Raw genomic sequence first — 13953 nt, 5'->3', positions numbered from 1 at the left:
TCCCTACTCGGGGCTGGTGAGGGCGCGGCGCAGCAGGTGCATCGCCACCGTCGTCGAGCGTTCCCGGACGTCGGAGCGGTTCCCGGGCAGCCGCAACGTGCGGGTGTCCGTGAAGCCGTCCGCCAGCGTCACCGTGAAACACACTGTGCCGACGGGCTTTTCCGGAGTTCCCCCGCCCGGGCCGGCGACACCGGTGATCGCGACGGCGGTGTCGGCGCCGAATCGGCGTAGCGCGCCGGCCGCCATCGCCTCGGCCACCGGCTCGGACACCGCGCCATGCGCCTCGATCAGCGCCGGGTCGACGCCGAGCAGCTCGGCCTTCGCGTCGTTGGCGTAGGCCACCACCCCGCCCGCCACGTAGTCCGACGAGCCGGGCCGGTCGGTCAGCCGCGCGGCCAGCAGCCCGGCGGTGCAGGATTCGGCCGTCGCGATCCGGCGGCCGGCCAGCGCTCGGGCGACCAGATCGTCCACCGTGGAACCGTCTTCGGAGAAGAGCTGCTGTGCGTGCCGGTCGCGCACCAGCTGCATCAGCTTTGCGTAGCCGGGCGCGGCGTCCGGCTCGTAGCGCGTGACCATCTCGATTTCGCCCCGTCGGAGGCAGGTCGTGATTTCGAGTGATTCGAAGCCGGGAACCGACGCCTCGGCGTCGCGCAGCGTTTCGGCCAAACCTGACTCGGGCAGCCCGAACATGCGCACGATGTCCTGGCGGTAGAGCGTCCGGCCGGCGATCGCCTGCTGCGCCGCGGGCGTCTCGATGGCCCGGCGCCACATCGGCTGCAGCTCGCGCGGTGGCCCCGGCAGCACAATGACGGTCGGCTTGCCGGGGACGACGACGCCGGGCGCGGTGCCGACCGGGTCGAGCACCTGTGCCCCGGCCGGAATCATCGCCTGCTTGCGATTGGCGGCGCGCACCGCTTCGAAGTCGACGCCCTCGAAGCGCCCCATCAGCTTCCTGAGGATGTCGGCGATCTTGTTCTCGGTCTCGTCGTCCAACACCAGCTCGCGACCGCAGAACCGCGCCACCACCTCCACCGTCATGTCGTCGGCCGTGGGCCCCAGGCCGCCGCTGGTGACGATCAGGTCCATGCCCTGCTCCGCCAGGAAGCGCAGCTGAGCCTCGATGTCGGCCGGGCGGTCGCCGCAGATGGTGATGTGCGCCAGCTCGACGCCCAGCTCCAGCAGTCGGTCGGCGATCCACGGGCCGTTCGCGTCTTGGACCCGCCCGGTGAGGACTTCCGTTCCGGTGACGACGATGCCTGCGCGTGCGCTCACCGCCACGAGCCTACTGGCAGGGCGGGAGCGCCGAGCCGAGCCACGGCGACGGGCTAGCCGCCCTCCAGGTAACGCTCGACGGAGGCGACCTTCTGCGTCATCGCGTCGCTGACCCCGGCCCGCCAGTCCGCCTTGATCACCGTGCTGACCCGGGGCGCGCGGGCGGCCACCGCCTCGACCGCGCGCTGCACGACGGCCATCACTTCTTCCCAGGTTTCGCCCTCGATGACGGTGAACATCGAATCGGTCTCGTTGGGCAGGCCGGAATCACGAACGACCCGAACCGCTTCGGCGACGATCTCGCCCACCCCCTCACCGACACCCATCGGTGTGACGGAAAAGGCGACGAGCACGGACACCCGACGAGCCTACCGAACCTTTCCCGGGCCGGACTGGCAGCATCGAGCCTCGTGCGGGTCTTGGTGCAGCGGGTTACGTCGGCGACGGTGTCGGTCGAAGGCGAAGTGGTGGGCGCCATCCGGCCGTCCGGTCAGGGCCTGCTGGCCTTCGTCGGCGTGACCCACACCGACGATTCGGACAAGGCGCGGCGGCTCGCTGAAAAGGTTTGGTATTTAAGGATTCTCGACCAGGAACGGTCGGCGGCGGACGTGAACGCCCCGATTCTGGTCGTCAGTCAGTTCACCCTGTACGCCGACACCGCCAAGGGCCGGCGACCGTCGTGGAACGCGGCCGCCCCGGGTGCGGTCGCGCAGCCGCTGGTCGAGGCGTTCGCCGAGGCGTTGCGGCGGTTGGGCGCCGAGGTCCAGACCGGGGTGTTCGGCGCGAACATGCAGGTCGAGTTGGTCAACGACGGACCGGTCACAGTTGTTCTGGAGCTCTGACACAGGAACTCCGGGTACGTTGACGACGCCGGCTCTTCGGTGGCCGGATTTTTGACAGGAGGCCCGACCATGAGCGCGACGCCCGAATTCGGCTCGCTGCGTTCCGACGACGACCACTGGGACATCGTCAGCAGCGTGGGTTACACCGCGTTGCTGGTGGCCGGCTGGCGGGCGCTGCATGCGCTGAGCCCGCAACCGCTGGTCCGCGACGACTACGCCAAGGCCTTCATCGAGGCCTCGGGCGACCCGTATCTGGCGGGCCTGATCGCCAACCCGGGAACGTCCGAAGACGAGATGGCCTTCCCCCGCCTCTACGGGGTGCAGACCCGGTTCTTCGACGACTTCTTCATCGCGGCCGGCGATGCGGGAATCCGTCAGGCGGTGATCGTTGCCGCCGGCCTGGACTCCCGTGCATACCGACTCGAATGGGTGCAGGGCACAAAGGTTTTCGAGATCGACCTGCCGAAGGTGCTGGAATTCAAGGCGCACGTGCTCGCCCAGCACGGCGCCAAACCCAAGGCCCCCAGGGTCGAGGTCGCCGCCGACCTGCGCACCGACTGGTCGAGGGCGCTGGAGGCCGCCGGCTTCGACGTAGAACGCCCCAGCGCCTGGTCGGTGGAGGGAGTGCTGCCCTACCTCACCGACGAGGCCCAGAACACGCTCCTCACCCGGATCAGCGGGCTCAGTGCACCCGGCAGCCGAATCGCCATCGGGGCGCTGGGGTCCCGCCTGGATCACGACCAACTCAAGGCCCTGGAAGCGTCCCATCCCGGCGTCAACCTGTCCGGCGATGTCGACTTCTCCGCCCTGACATACGAGCCGCGGACCGACCCCGCCGAACGGCTGGCCGCGCACGGATGGGCGGTCGAACCCGTCCGCAACACGCTCGAACTGCAGGCCGGTTATGGCATGACCCCGCCGGACGTCGACGTCAAGATCGACGGTTTCATGCGGTCCCAATACATCACGGCGACCCGGTAGCTAGGGCGTCAGCAGGATCTTCACGTCGTCGCCCGAGCGGGATGCCGCGGTGGCGTAGCCCTTGGACGCTTCCTCCAATGGCAGCGTGGTGGTGAAGATGCCGTCGACGTCGAGGCGCCCGGACTGCAGCAGCGGGATCAATTCCGGCCAGGTCCGCTGCACCGGCGCCGTCGTCATCCGCAGCGTGATGCTGCGGATCAGGCATCCCAGCGCGTTCAGTGGGAACGGGTTCATGTCGTGCACGCCGACAACCGAGACGGTGCCACCGGGCCGCACCGCGTTGAGCGCGTCGGTCAGGGACGCGTCGGTGGCGACGGCGTCGATCACGGCGTCGGCGCCGCGGCCCCCGGTGGCTTCGAGGATGGCCTCGACCGCGGGTGCCCGCAGGGGTGTCGCTCCCCACCGGACGGCGCGGTCCAACCGTCCCTGCACCTGATCGACGGCGAAAACCGTTGCGGCGCCCTGGAATAACGCACTACGTAGGGAGCACAGGCCGACAGCGCCCAGGCCGATGACGGCCACGGTGCCCCCGAGCGGAATGTCCGCACGCTGGGCCGCCGCCCAGCCGGTGGCGAGGTTGTCGGTGAGCAGTAACGCCTGTTCGGTGCTGATGGCTTCCGGCATTTTGAGCAGCTGAAAGTCGGCCGCCGGCACGGCCAGCAGGTCGGCCTGCGCGCCGCCCAGCACCCCGCCGCCGAAGATCTGGAAGCCGTTGTGGCACATGACCGGATCGCGGGTGGCGCAGCCCGCGCAGGCACCGCACCCGGTCACCGACGAGACCATCACCGGGTCGCCCACCTTGATCGTGCGCACGTCGCCGCCGACTTCCACGACGGTGCCGATGGCTTCATGGCCGAGCGCGATCGGGGCCGGCATCGGGAAGTCCGCCTCGTAGAAGTGCAAATCCGATCCGCAGATGCCGGCGGCGGTGACCTCGACGATCGCCCCGCCGGGGCCGGGAAGGGCTGGATCGGGCCGGGTGTCGACCCGAATGCTGTGCGGCCCGTCGACGACTACCGTACGCATGATGGGGCGCTCACTTCCTTTGTCGCATGACGAACTGTGACCAGTCGGGCTCGCGCACCGTGGCCCAGTACTCGTTGAGGCGCCAGGGGCTGACGGTGTGGATCTCGCCGTCGGCGTTCTTGAAGTAGGAGTGTTTGACCGCGGGGTGCGCCCACACCATCTTTTTGATCTGGGTCTGGGTGCGCTCGTGCCAATCGGTGGCGGCCTCTGGCTTCGGTTCCAGCGAGTGCACGTCCGGGTCGGCCAGCCGCGCCAGGCACTGGTCGATATAGCGCATCTGCAGTTCGGACTGGAAGATCAGGCTGCCTCCGTGCGCCAAGTGAGTCCCCGGTCCGTAGATGATGAACAGGTTGGGGAACTTCGGAACGGTGATGCCGAGGTAGGCGTACGGCCGGCTCCCCCACGACTCGCGCAGGTCGACGCCGTCGCGGCCGGTGATCTTCAGCGGCCAGAGCACGTCGGTGTGCCGGAAACCCGTGGCGTACACGATGATGTCGGCCTCATGCGTCACACCGTCTTCGGTGACGATGCCGTGGGGAGTGATCCGCCGAATCGGTGTGCGCACCAACTCGACGTTGTCCCGCTGCAGCGTTTGCAGCCAGCTGCCGTTGTCCTGCAGCGTCCGTTTGCCACAAGCCGGATAGTCGGGCATCACCTTGCTCAGCAGCTCGTCCCCTTCCCCGATCTGGCTGGTGATCCACTGGGAGAACATCATCTGGGCGGCGGCGTTGATGTCGCTGACGGCATGCTCCTGGTCGGCAAAGTCAGGGTCGCTCTCGGCGGCGTCCAGGCCCTTGTCGGAGCCGGGCCAGAGCACCAGGAAGCGGTACCACCGGCCATAGAACGGCAGGTGGCGCATCGCCCAGCGCATGCCCTCGCCGACCTCATCGTGGTACATCGGGTTGGGGAACATCCACTGTGCCGTCCGCTGAAACACGGTGAGGTGCTCGACTTCTGGGGCGATGGCGGGTGCGATCTGGAATCCGCTGGCGCCGGCACCGACGAGTGCCACCCGCTTGCCGCTCAGATCGACGGAGTGGTCCCAGGCGGCGGAATGGAACGCCGGGCCGGCGAACGTCTCGGCCCCGTCGAAGTCGGGGATGCTGGGCCGGTTCAGCTGACCGACCGCGGTGATCAGGGCCCTGGCTCGCACCGTCCTGGTCTGGCCCTCGGCGCCGCGCAACCGAACGCTCCAGGTGCCGTCGTCGTCGATCCACTCGGCGGCCAGCACTTCGGTATTCCACAGCACGTGCTCGGCCAGATCGTGCTTGGTCACCACCCGGGTGAAATAGTCCTGCAGCTCGTGCTGCTCGGCGAAGAAATGCGTCCAGTCGTTGTTGGGTTCGAAGCTGTAGCAATAGAAATGGTTTGCCACGTCGACGCGGGCGCCCGGATAGCTGTTCTCCCACCACGTTCCGCCCGGCCCGGCGTTCTTCTCCACGATGGTGAAGGGAATGTTGGCCTGCTTGAGCCGGATTCCGGCCAGAATGCCCGACTCGCCACAGCCGACGACCAAGACCGGGGTGTCGGCCGCGCTTTCGGCCGGCAGCGCCGGCGGGCGGCGCGGGTCGACGCCGTCGAGGTCCATCTCTTCCAGCACCAGCGGCAGGTAGTCGTCGGTCACGTGCTCGCAGGCCGCCCAGTCCATCATCTCCCGGATGAGGTCGAGGCCGAGTGGCTTCGGTTCGGGACAACCGCGGTCCCGATAGTCGGCGATCACCGGTAGGGCCGCGGCGCGGGCACGGGCCTTGTCCTCCTCGGACATGAAGCCCTGGATCTCGTTGAGGAAGACGCCCATCTGCTTGAACTCGCGGATGAACCGGGGGTCGCCGGTGATGTGCACGAGTGAAAGCAGCAGCGTCGGAATGCTGACGTCCGCCAGGGCGGCTTCGATGTCCGCCGTGGACGTGTTGAAGGGAACGCCGGCATAGGCGCTGCGCATCGAGCGGATCCTCTCGGTGAATGACTCCAATTACGCTACGTACCGTGTCGTAATTGGCAGCACTACGCTACCCGCTGGCGAGGGAACGGATCAATAGCGCGCTACGGCGCGTCATCCGACGTCACTCGGTTTCGGCGACCAGGCGTCCTCGGGTGTCACCGGTCTTGAGCCGTTCGATCGCTTCGGGGATGTCATCGAATCCGATGGTCTCGGTGTGGATGGACAGCTGGCCGGCGGCCATCAGGCCCAGCACGGCCTCCAGGTCGCCGGGGTGCCCACCGCGCGCCCCGCGCAGGGCCACTTCTTTGTAGACGAGTTCGGTGGTCGGGATGGTGGCTTCGTTGACCCCGAGGCCAACCTGGATGACCCGTCCTTCCGGTCGGACCGCGCTGATGGCGCCGGCGGTGGTGGTCCCGAATCCGGCGAAGTCGACGATGACGTCCAGTTGCAGGGGCGCCAGGTCTCGAACGTCCTCGAAGACCTGGGTGACGCCGTTTTGCGTCGCCAGCTCCCAGACATCCCGTTTGGGTTCGGCGGCGAAAACCTCGGCCCCAGCCACCACCGCGATGCGTGCACCGGTGAGACCTAATCCGCCCAGACCGACGATTCCGACGCGTTCCCCGGCTTGTAGCGCGCCGACTCCCATGACGGCTCCGTAGGCGGTTTGGCCCGCGTCGGTGGCGGTGGCTGCTTGGGCGAAGCTGATCTGATCGGCCAGTTTGATGACGCCCTTGGCTGAGGCCAGGCACTTGTCGGCGAAGCCGCCGTCGGCTGACCAGCCGGGCGCTCCATGTTCGCTCAATTCGATGACGACGCGGTCGCCGACGGCCAGATCGCCGACGTCGGGGCCCACCTCGGCGATGACGCCGGCCACTTCGTGGCCGGGGATGATCGGCAGCTTGGGGAGCAACGGGGTCAGGGTGCCGTCGAGGAATCCGACGTCGCTGTGGCACAGGCCCGCGGCGCGGACGTCAAGAACGACATGACCCGGTCCGGGCCGGGGGTCGTCGCATTCCACGCGCTGCAACGGCTGGTGGGCCGCGATCAGGTGCCAGGCTTTCATAGGTGCTTGCTCCTCGGTGAGTGGCGACGGGTGGGATCAGCGAAGGGGGTTGCGGTCCATGCCGGTGAGCTGGTCGCTGACGCGGCACAGCCGGGTGCCCAGCGCCGCGTCGCGCGCAAGCTTGGAGGGTTGCTTGACGCGATTTCGGCTGAAGTAGGCGCCGGTGACGGTCTCGAGCCGCGGTTCGACGGCGACATGGGTGATGCGAGCACCACCTTGGGCGGGAGTCAGCATCGCGACTCGTTTGACCGCTGCGACCAGCGGGCGCGCCAAAGCGGGTGTGCTGTCCCAGATGTCGGTGGCCACCATGCCCGGGTGCAGGGCGTTGACGGTGACCCCCTTGCCCGTCAGCTCGGTGGCCAGGGCGCGCGTGTAGAGGACGTTGGCCAGTTTGGATCGGTAGTAGGCCCTGAAGCCGTCGTAGCGATGTTCGAAGTGCAGGTCGTCAAAGTCGATGGACCCGTGGGAGTGCCCCGAGGAGGCGGTGATGACGACGCGCGCCGGGGCGGTGTGTATCAGCAAGGGTTTGAGGCGTTCGGTCAGCAGATAACCCGCCAGGTGGTTCACGCCGAAGGTGGCCTCGTACCCGTCCTGTGTCAGAGTGCGGTGCCGGAACAGCCCGCCGGCGTTGTTGATCAAGACGTCGAGTCGGTCGTAGCCGTCGAGGATGACATGTGCCGCCGCATCGACCGCGCTCAGTGATTGGAAGTCGGCCACCACCGTGTCGACGTGAACCGCGCCGGCGGCACGGACTCTCGCGGCTGCGGCGCCGAGCTTGGCTTCACTGCGGCCAACGAGCACCAGGTGATGACCCTGGGCGCCGAGTTGCTCGGCGCTGTGCAAGCCGATGCCGGCCGTCGCGCCGGTGATCACGATCGTCTTCACGCGTGCGCGCCCTGACCGTTGGTGTGTCCCGATGCCCAGGAAGGTCGCACGCCGTGGCGCCTCCGTCGCACGGGGTGCGCTCGCCCCGGTGTGAGGCGAAACAGCGTGGCGGGTGAGGAGACGCAGCCGCCGTCCGTGGCGGCGCGGGCTATGTCCGCGAAGGCGCGCGCGGCCAGGCTGCAGTGCACGGGCACCGCATGGTGTGCGCGAAGCAGCGACGAGGGGCAGTGATCTCCCCACAGCAATACGTCGGTACGGAAATTTTCGAGCGCGTGAAGGATTCCTTGGCGAATCGGCTTGTGCTGCAGGCAGGCTCGGACCGATACGGCGACGACGTCTGGCGCCTCGGTCCAGTAGGAGAGGCTCAGCGTCTCGCCGAAGTCCGACATTTCAGCGCCCAGTATCCGCAGTGCACGCTCCCCAGTTACCGTCTCAATTCTGGCCCGCACGTCCCAGCCGGCCGTGGCGTGGTCGAAGAGCCATCCTCCCAGGCCGCAGACGATCTCCGGCACATCAGGACCGACAACGTCGAGGCGATAGCGACCGGTCTTCGGCGGCTGCGGCGGATCTGCGGGGCCGACGTGCCGGTCTCGTTGTGCCGGCGCTGAATCGGATCGACCCCTGGGGGCCGAGATGTTCGGAGTCATCCGCACTTTGCGGCATAGGTGTGGGCGGGAAGCGTGTCCCAGCCCCGACCCGTCGACGTGGTGGAGAACCGAGCATTAGCCACGTCTACATCCCATTCGGGGAACCGCTTGAGGATTTCCTCGAGCGCAATCCGGCCTTCCAGTCGCGCCAGCGCCGACCCCAGGCAGTAGTGCGCGCCCACGCCGAAGACCGCATGCTGATGTACCTGGCGGCGAATGTCGAACACGTCACCGCTGGGCGGATGCTGACGATGGTCGCGAGTCGCGGCGGCCAGCAGCAACAACATGATGCTCCCTTGGGGCACGGTCTGCCCGTGCAGCTGGACATCGCGAGTGACGTAGCGAGCGACATGCGGAGCCGGGGTCTCGAACCGCAGCAGTTCTTCTATCGCCTGCGGGATCAGCTCCGGGCGTTCGACGAGTTCGCGACGTTGGTCGGGGTGGTCGGCGAGCACCTTGCCCGTCCACCCGATCAATCGGACGGTGGTCTCGTTACCCGCACCGGCGACGACGTTGACGTAGTTGAGGATCTCTTCCCGGGTCAACCGGCGCCTGGTACCGGTCTCGTCGACGAACTCCGCATTGAGCAACTCGGTCATGATGTCGTCGGCGGGGTGCTGTGCGCGCCAGTCGAGGTACTCGCCGAACATCTCTCCCAGCACCAGGCCCTCTGACGCCGCCTTCATCGGCTCACCGTCGTCGGTGCGCATCTGTGCGTTCGAGTGATCGCGAATCGCCTCCCGGTCGGCCTCGGGGATACCGACCAGCATGCTGATGGTCTTCATCGGCATCTGCGCCCCGAGATCTTGGACGAAGTCGAAGCGTCCGGTCCCGACCAGCGGGTCGAGGCTCTCGGCGCAGAACTTCCGGATCTGTGGCTCCAGTGCCATCACCTTGCGGGGCGTGAACATCCGCGACAACAGCTTGCGGTGCACGTCGTGCAGCGGCGGATCCTCGAAGATCAAGACACCGGGCGGGATGGTGATGTCGGCCTTGATCAACTCGATGATCGCCGTTCGTGCGGAACTGTAGGTCTCGTGATCGACCAGCGCCGCGGCGACGTCGCTGAAGCGGCTCAGCGCATAGAAGTCGTGGTCGGCGTTGTAATACAGCGGCGCCTCCTCACGCAGCCGCGCGAACATCGGGTACGGGTCGGTGTTCAGCGCCGCATCGTAGGGGTCGTAGTACACCCGGGTCGGGTTGCTGACGGTCATGGGCCGTCCTTTCAGACGAGGTCGCTTACACGATTAAGCTAGTTACGCGATTAAGTCAACCCCCCGGGGCCCTGCCGACTATCCGAGGCTTAGGTGGACTCGCGTTGGATCAGCGTGACGAATTCGGTCGCGCCGCCAGCGGGACTGTCATCGACATCGACGTCGACCTCCAAGCCCAGTTGTGTCATCAGCGCCGTCACGGCCTCTCTGGCGATTGCCTCGATGTTGAAGGACACCGACGTGAGGAGCGGGTCGCTGACGTTGCCGAGTTCACCCGCATCGGCGCCGATCACCGCCATGTCGCCAGGGCACTGCAAGCCCAACTGGTGGATGCTGCGTAGAACCATCAGCGCGGTCAGATCGGTCTGAGCACAGATCGCGGTGACACCCGACTGCTTCCACTCGTCCACGACGGCGACGGCGCCGCCCCCGATGGTCGGTACCGTTGCCGCGGCCACCTCGGGCAGACCGGCCTGCGATGCCGCGGCCCGAAGCCCGTTCAGCCAGTAGTCGCCTTGCGCCCGTAGTTTCTCGTCGCCCGAGTAGGCGAACGCCAGGTGACGATGTCCGCGGCTGATCAGATGATCGACCCAGATCCGGCCGAGGCTGTCGTTGAGCGATTCCAACGTCTGCAGGTTCGCGCTGCCCAGATAGACCTGCGGCAGTCCAGCGGCTTCCACGGCGTCACGCACCCGACCGCTGAGCGGGAAGACGCTGGTCACCGCCATCGGCCGTAAATTGTGAATCGCGTCGATGACGTCTTGCGCATCCGTGGTCTCCACCTGCAACGACAGCACCAGCCCACGTTGCGACAACGCGGCCGTCAGCCGGCTGGCCACCTCGATGAGCACCTCGCCCAGAGCCATGCGCGGCACCACGTAGAGCACCAGCCCGCTGCCGCCGGTGCGCAGGTGGCGGGCCACCAGGTTCGGCCGGTAACCGAGGTCCTTTGCCGCGCCCAGGACGGCCGCCCTGGTCTGCGCCGAGATCGACTGGCCCCGAGCGCCATTGAGCACATAGCTGACCGTTGCCGTAGACACGCCGGCGCGGCGCGCGACGTCGACGCCGGTCGCCGGTTTGCGTGCGCCCCTGTCCTGCACCGCTACCTCCCTACCCGCACCGCACACCATCATGGCAGCCGACGGCCTCCCCGGCGTGCACCAACCGGATCGGCTCGGTCCTACCCGGACGAGTGTTTGCTGCGAAACAATGGTGAGCCGAAGAGGGAGGAGCGTCATGGCCTCATTGCTCACGGCCTGCGGCGGATTCTTGTTCGCCGTCTTGTGGATGGATTTGGTATTCGACGTTCAGGTCCTCCGGTTCCGTTCTGCCCCAACCGGTTTGCCCGACGCAGTGCTTGATTCCATCGCGGCTTACTACCATCGCGCGACGACCACGTCGCGCCCGATGAGCCGGCTGATCGCCGTTGTCATGGTGGTCCTATTGGGGGCGTTGACCTACGAGTTCGCGCGCGGGCCCCAGCCGTGGTGGGTTCTGGTGTTCTCGGCCGTTCTCGCCGGAGTTCCAATCATGCTGGCCTTGACGCAAACGGTTCCGGATGCCGTGCGACTCGGGCGCCGGGCCGATGACCGGCCCGAGCAGACCCGTCTGGCGCGGTCGGTTTGCCGGGATCATCTGGTGTGCGCCGGTTGCATGTTCGCCTTCCTGGCGCTGTGGGTCGCCCGCAGTGTGGCGCTCTGAGTGGCCGGTGGACGCCCGTGACGGGTCGTAGTGACAAAACGCAGGTCAGGACCCGCTGGCCACGTCAATGAGGTACGTACTAAACTAGAACACGTTTCAATTCGGCCGCGTCCCAGGAGTAGAGATGCACACCGCCATCTGCGATGAGCTTGGTATCGAGTTTCCGATCTTCGCGTTCACCCACTGTCGTGATGTCGTGGTCGCGGTCAGCAAGGCCGGAGGGTTCGGCGTGCTTGGCGCGGTCGGCTTCACCCCCGAGCAGCTCGAGATCGAGCTCAACTGGATCGACGAGAACATCGGCGACCACCCGTACGGCGTCGACATCGTCATCCCCAACAAATACGAGGGCATGGACTCGCACCTGTCCGCCGAGGAGCTCGCCGAGACGCTGCGCAAGATGGTGCCGCAGGAGCACCTGGACTTCGGCAAGAAGATCCTCGCCGACCACGGCGTGCCGATCGAGGACAGCGACGGCGACAGCCTGCAGCTGCTCGGCTGGACCGAGGCGACCGCCACTCCGCAGGTCGAGGTGGCGCTCAAGCACCCCAAGGTGAAGATGATCGCGAACGCGCTCGGCACCCCGCCGGCCGACATGATCAAGCACATCCATGAGGCGGGCCTCAAGGTGGCCGCGCTGTGCGGCTCCCCCTCGCAGGCTCGCAAGCACGCCGACGCCGGCGTCGACATCATCATCGCCCAGGGCGGCGAGGCCGGCGGCCACTGCGGCGAGGTGGGCTCCATCGTGTTGTGGCCGCAGGTGGTCAAGGAGGTCGCCCCGGTGCCGGTGCTCGCGGCCGGCGGTATCGGCAGCGGCCAGCAGATCGCGGCGGCGCTGGCGCTGGGTGCCCAGGGGGCATGGACGGGCTCGCAGTGGCTGATGGTCGAGGAATCCTCGAACACGCCGATCCAGCAAGCGGCGTACGCCAAGGCGGGCAGCCGGGACACCGTCCGCAGCCGGTCCTTCACCGGCAAGCCCGCCCGCATGCTGCGCAACGACTGGACCGAGGCGTGGGAACAGCCGGACAACCCCAAGCCGCTCGGTATGCCGCTGCAGTACATGGTGTCCGGGATGGCGGTGCGGGCGACCAACCGCTACCCGAACGAGAGCGTGGACGTCGCGTTCAACCCGGTGGGTCAGGTCGTCGGCCAGTTCACCAAGGTGGAGAAGACGGCGACCGTCATCGAGCGCTGGGTGCAGGAGTACTTGGAGGCGACCAACAGGCTCGACGAGCTCAATGAGGCCGCCTCCGTCTGAGGACTTCTAGACGTCGTCGTCGACCTCGTCGCGGCCGGTGAACATCTCCTTCGTCCGGTCCACCGCGTACGTACCGATGTCGATCGAGTTCTGAACGATCCCGCTGGCACCGCCGGCGATGTCGCCGCGGATGATGTCGCTGGCGTGTTCGACGATGTCGGAGGCCTTCTCGACCGCGTTGGTCGCGATGTCCCGGGCCGCGTCGACCGCATCTTTCGGATTGAAGCCCATCTCGAGTCTCCTCTTGTCACAGGACCGGTTGCTATGACTCTAGCCCGGGCGCTGCGCCTCAGTACTTCACCAAAGCGCGCCAATAAGATTCGGGGATTTCCGCCCCGGACCGCAACACTCGGGTTAGGCCCGCAGCCATCGCGATACCGAGTAGACCCAGCCACAGCCCGGCCAGCCCGATGACCGCCCAGAGCACGGCGGTCACGACGGGCCATGGCGACAGCACGGCCAGGATCGGCGCGAAGAAGAACCCGGTACCGATGTACCAGGCGGAGCCGGCGCGATCCGACGCGAGGACGAAGCGCAGCCAGCGCGGGAGCGCGGTTTCGGCGGGCCGACCGTCGCTCATGGTCATCTCATTCGGCCGGGGGGAAGAAGCCCGCCCCGGTGAACCATCCCTCCTGCCAACCCCGCTCCCCCAGGCACAGCATGGGCAACCCGCGATCCGACTGCGCCGCGGCCTGCGGCCCGGGGCACTTCGCGCCGGCCTGCTGCACCCCGTACAGGGGATACGACATGACCCAGTATCCGGTGGTGGCCGCCGGGAATTGGTTGGGCGGCGGGAAGTGGCACGCCTCGGCCTGGCCGCTGGGGCCCCGGCCGAAGATGAAGCGTTCGTAGTTGTCGCACGGCGCGCCCAGCGACGCCTGATAATTCATGCCCGGCACGTCGCCGTCGTATCCGGCGGCGGCGCCCGGCGCGACGCCGATCGCGATGCCCGCTGCAGCAGCGGCGCTGAGCAGTTCCCGAATCATGTTCCACCCCGCCTGTCGTCGCCGGTGACCTGCACCAAAGCATATCCATCGGGGCCCGCGCCACAAGACGGTATCGACCGGAGGGGCGGGCAACGAGGAACACGTTTCAATTTCGACCCGGCGATCTTGTGTCAATGCT

16 protein-coding genes are annotated in these 13953 nt (G+C 67.4%); 4 read left to right on the top strand and 12 right to left on the bottom strand.

Annotation, left to right across the window (positions count from 1 at the left end):
- Positions 1-3 precede the first annotated feature (3 nt).
- Both A5713_RS20735 and A5713_RS20730 read right to left on the bottom strand, forming a co-directional pair.
- Positions 4-1278: a competence/damage-inducible protein A gene (locus A5713_RS20735; protein WP_068098209.1), complete on the bottom strand. Its 1275-nt coding sequence runs from the start codon at positions 1276-1278 to the stop codon at positions 4-6.
- A 47-nt stretch (positions 1279-1325) separates the two neighbouring features.
- A complete protein-coding gene (locus tag A5713_RS20730) occupies positions 1326-1631 on the bottom strand; it encodes an MTH1187 family thiamine-binding protein (protein WP_067924078.1) in 306 nt (101 codons plus the stop codon).
- 51 nt (positions 1632-1682) lie between these two features.
- On the opposite strand from A5713_RS20730, the gene dtd reads away from it, so the two are divergent.
- On the top strand, positions 1683-2114 hold the full coding sequence (gene dtd, locus A5713_RS20725) for a D-aminoacyl-tRNA deacylase (RefSeq protein WP_068098208.1): 432 nt from the start codon (positions 1683-1685) through the stop codon (positions 2112-2114).
- Positions 2115-2183: 69 nt separating this feature from the next.
- Entirely contained in the window at positions 2184-3095 is a 912-nt protein-coding gene (locus tag A5713_RS20720; RefSeq protein WP_067924083.1) for a class I SAM-dependent methyltransferase, read from the top strand.
- On the opposite strand, the gene A5713_RS20715 is transcribed toward A5713_RS20720, so the two are convergent.
- The 7 genes from A5713_RS20715 to A5713_RS20685 all read right to left on the bottom strand — a co-directional run bounded on the left by A5713_RS20715 (position 3096) and on the right by A5713_RS20685 (position 11002).
- The gene (locus A5713_RS20715; RefSeq protein ID WP_068098207.1) at positions 3096-4121 is read right to left on the bottom strand and encodes an alcohol dehydrogenase catalytic domain-containing protein; all 1026 of its coding nucleotides are present in this window, start codon (positions 4119-4121) and stop codon (positions 3096-3098) included.
- Positions 4122-4131: 10 nt separating this feature from the next.
- Positions 4132-6063, bottom strand: coding sequence for an NAD(P)/FAD-dependent oxidoreductase (locus A5713_RS20710; protein WP_068098206.1), 1932 nt, complete (start codon positions 6061-6063; stop codon positions 4132-4134).
- 121 nt (positions 6064-6184) lie between these two features.
- The gene (locus A5713_RS20705; RefSeq protein ID WP_068098205.1) at positions 6185-7126 is read right to left on the bottom strand and encodes an alcohol dehydrogenase catalytic domain-containing protein; all 942 of its coding nucleotides are present in this window, start codon (positions 7124-7126) and stop codon (positions 6185-6187) included.
- A gap of 36 nt (positions 7127-7162) precedes the next feature.
- Positions 7163-8011 (bottom strand): SDR family NAD(P)-dependent oxidoreductase, encoded by an 849-nt coding sequence (locus tag A5713_RS20700; RefSeq protein ID WP_068098204.1) that lies wholly within the window; start codon positions 8009-8011, stop codon positions 7163-7165.
- Complete coding sequence (locus A5713_RS20695) at positions 8008-8523, bottom strand: hypothetical protein (RefSeq protein WP_068098203.1); 516 nt, start codon at positions 8521-8523, stop codon at positions 8008-8010. Before A5713_RS20695 ends, A5713_RS20700 begins: the two co-directional genes overlap by 4 nt.
- Positions 8524-8654: 131 nt before the next feature.
- Positions 8655-9872: a cytochrome P450 gene (locus A5713_RS20690; protein ID WP_068098202.1), complete on the bottom strand. Its 1218-nt coding sequence runs from the start codon at positions 9870-9872 to the stop codon at positions 8655-8657.
- Positions 9873-9961: 89 nt separating this feature from the next.
- Positions 9962-11002 (bottom strand): LacI family DNA-binding transcriptional regulator, encoded by a 1041-nt coding sequence (locus tag A5713_RS20685; RefSeq protein ID WP_082973075.1) that lies wholly within the window; start codon positions 11000-11002, stop codon positions 9962-9964.
- 106 nt (positions 11003-11108) lie between these two features.
- Between A5713_RS20685 and A5713_RS20680 the strand changes: the two genes are divergently transcribed.
- Complete coding sequence (locus tag A5713_RS20680) at positions 11109-11573, top strand: hypothetical protein (RefSeq protein WP_068098201.1); 465 nt, start codon at positions 11109-11111, stop codon at positions 11571-11573.
- Between the two features lie 124 nt (positions 11574-11697).
- Positions 11698-12828 (top strand): nitronate monooxygenase, encoded by a 1131-nt coding sequence (locus A5713_RS20675; protein WP_067924093.1) that lies wholly within the window; start codon positions 11698-11700, stop codon positions 12826-12828.
- A gap of 6 nt (positions 12829-12834) precedes the next feature.
- Here A5713_RS20675 and A5713_RS20670 read toward each other — a convergent pair whose 3' ends face one another.
- From A5713_RS20670 to A5713_RS20660, 3 genes are read right to left on the bottom strand one after another with little or no spacing between them, the layout of a single operon-like run.
- Positions 12835-13059: a hypothetical protein gene (locus A5713_RS20670; protein WP_068098200.1), complete on the bottom strand. Its 225-nt coding sequence runs from the start codon at positions 13057-13059 to the stop codon at positions 12835-12837.
- 58 nt (positions 13060-13117) lie between these two features.
- Positions 13118-13414, bottom strand: a complete 297-nt coding sequence (locus A5713_RS20665; RefSeq protein WP_068098199.1) for a hypothetical protein — start codon at positions 13412-13414, stop codon at positions 13118-13120.
- 1 nt (position 13415) lies between these two features.
- Positions 13416-13814 carry a hypothetical protein gene (locus A5713_RS20660; protein ID WP_068098198.1) on the bottom strand — a complete coding sequence of 133 codons (399 nt, stop codon included), beginning with the start codon at positions 13812-13814 and terminating at the stop codon, positions 13416-13418.
- Positions 13815-13953: the final 139 nt, after the last annotated feature.

The organism is Mycobacterium sp. E2497 (genome assembly GCF_001668695.1).
Lineage (GTDB): Bacteria > Actinomycetota > Actinomycetes > Mycobacteriales > Mycobacteriaceae > Mycobacterium.
This window is presented reverse-complemented; position numbering and strand designations above follow the sequence as displayed.

Excerpts from the sequence above, each read along its gene's own strand:
- A5713_RS20705 (WP_068098205.1), bottom strand. The coding sequence starts at position 7,126 with ATGAAAGCCTGGCACCTGATCGCGGCCCACCAGCCGTTGCAGCGCGTG.
- A5713_RS20710 (WP_068098206.1), bottom strand. The coding sequence starts at position 6,063 with ATGCGCAGCGCCTATGCCGGCGTTCCCTTCAACACGTCCACGGCGGAC.
- A5713_RS20665 (WP_068098199.1), bottom strand. The coding sequence starts at position 13,414 with ATGACCATGAGCGACGGTCGGCCCGCCGAAACCGCGCTCCCGCGCTGG.
- A5713_RS20715 (WP_068098207.1), bottom strand. The coding sequence starts at position 4,121 with ATGCGTACGGTAGTCGTCGACGGGCCGCACAGCATTCGGGTCGACACC.
- A5713_RS20685 (WP_082973075.1), bottom strand. The coding sequence starts at position 11,002 with ATGGTGTGCGGTGCGGGTAGGGAGGTAGCGGTGCAGGACAGGGGCGCA.
- A5713_RS20720 (WP_067924083.1), top strand. The coding sequence starts at position 2,184 with ATGAGCGCGACGCCCGAATTCGGCTCGCTGCGTTCCGACGACGACCAC.
- A5713_RS20680 (WP_068098201.1), top strand. The coding sequence starts at position 11,109 with ATGGCCTCATTGCTCACGGCCTGCGGCGGATTCTTGTTCGCCGTCTTG.
- A5713_RS20660 (WP_068098198.1), bottom strand. The coding sequence starts at position 13,814 with ATGATTCGGGAACTGCTCAGCGCCGCTGCTGCAGCGGGCATCGCGATC.
- A5713_RS20675 (WP_067924093.1), top strand. The coding sequence starts at position 11,698 with ATGCACACCGCCATCTGCGATGAGCTTGGTATCGAGTTTCCGATCTTC.
- A5713_RS20670 (WP_068098200.1), bottom strand. The coding sequence starts at position 13,059 with ATGGGCTTCAATCCGAAAGATGCGGTCGACGCGGCCCGGGACATCGCG.
- A5713_RS20690 (WP_068098202.1), bottom strand. The coding sequence starts at position 9,872 with ATGACCGTCAGCAACCCGACCCGGGTGTACTACGACCCCTACGATGCG.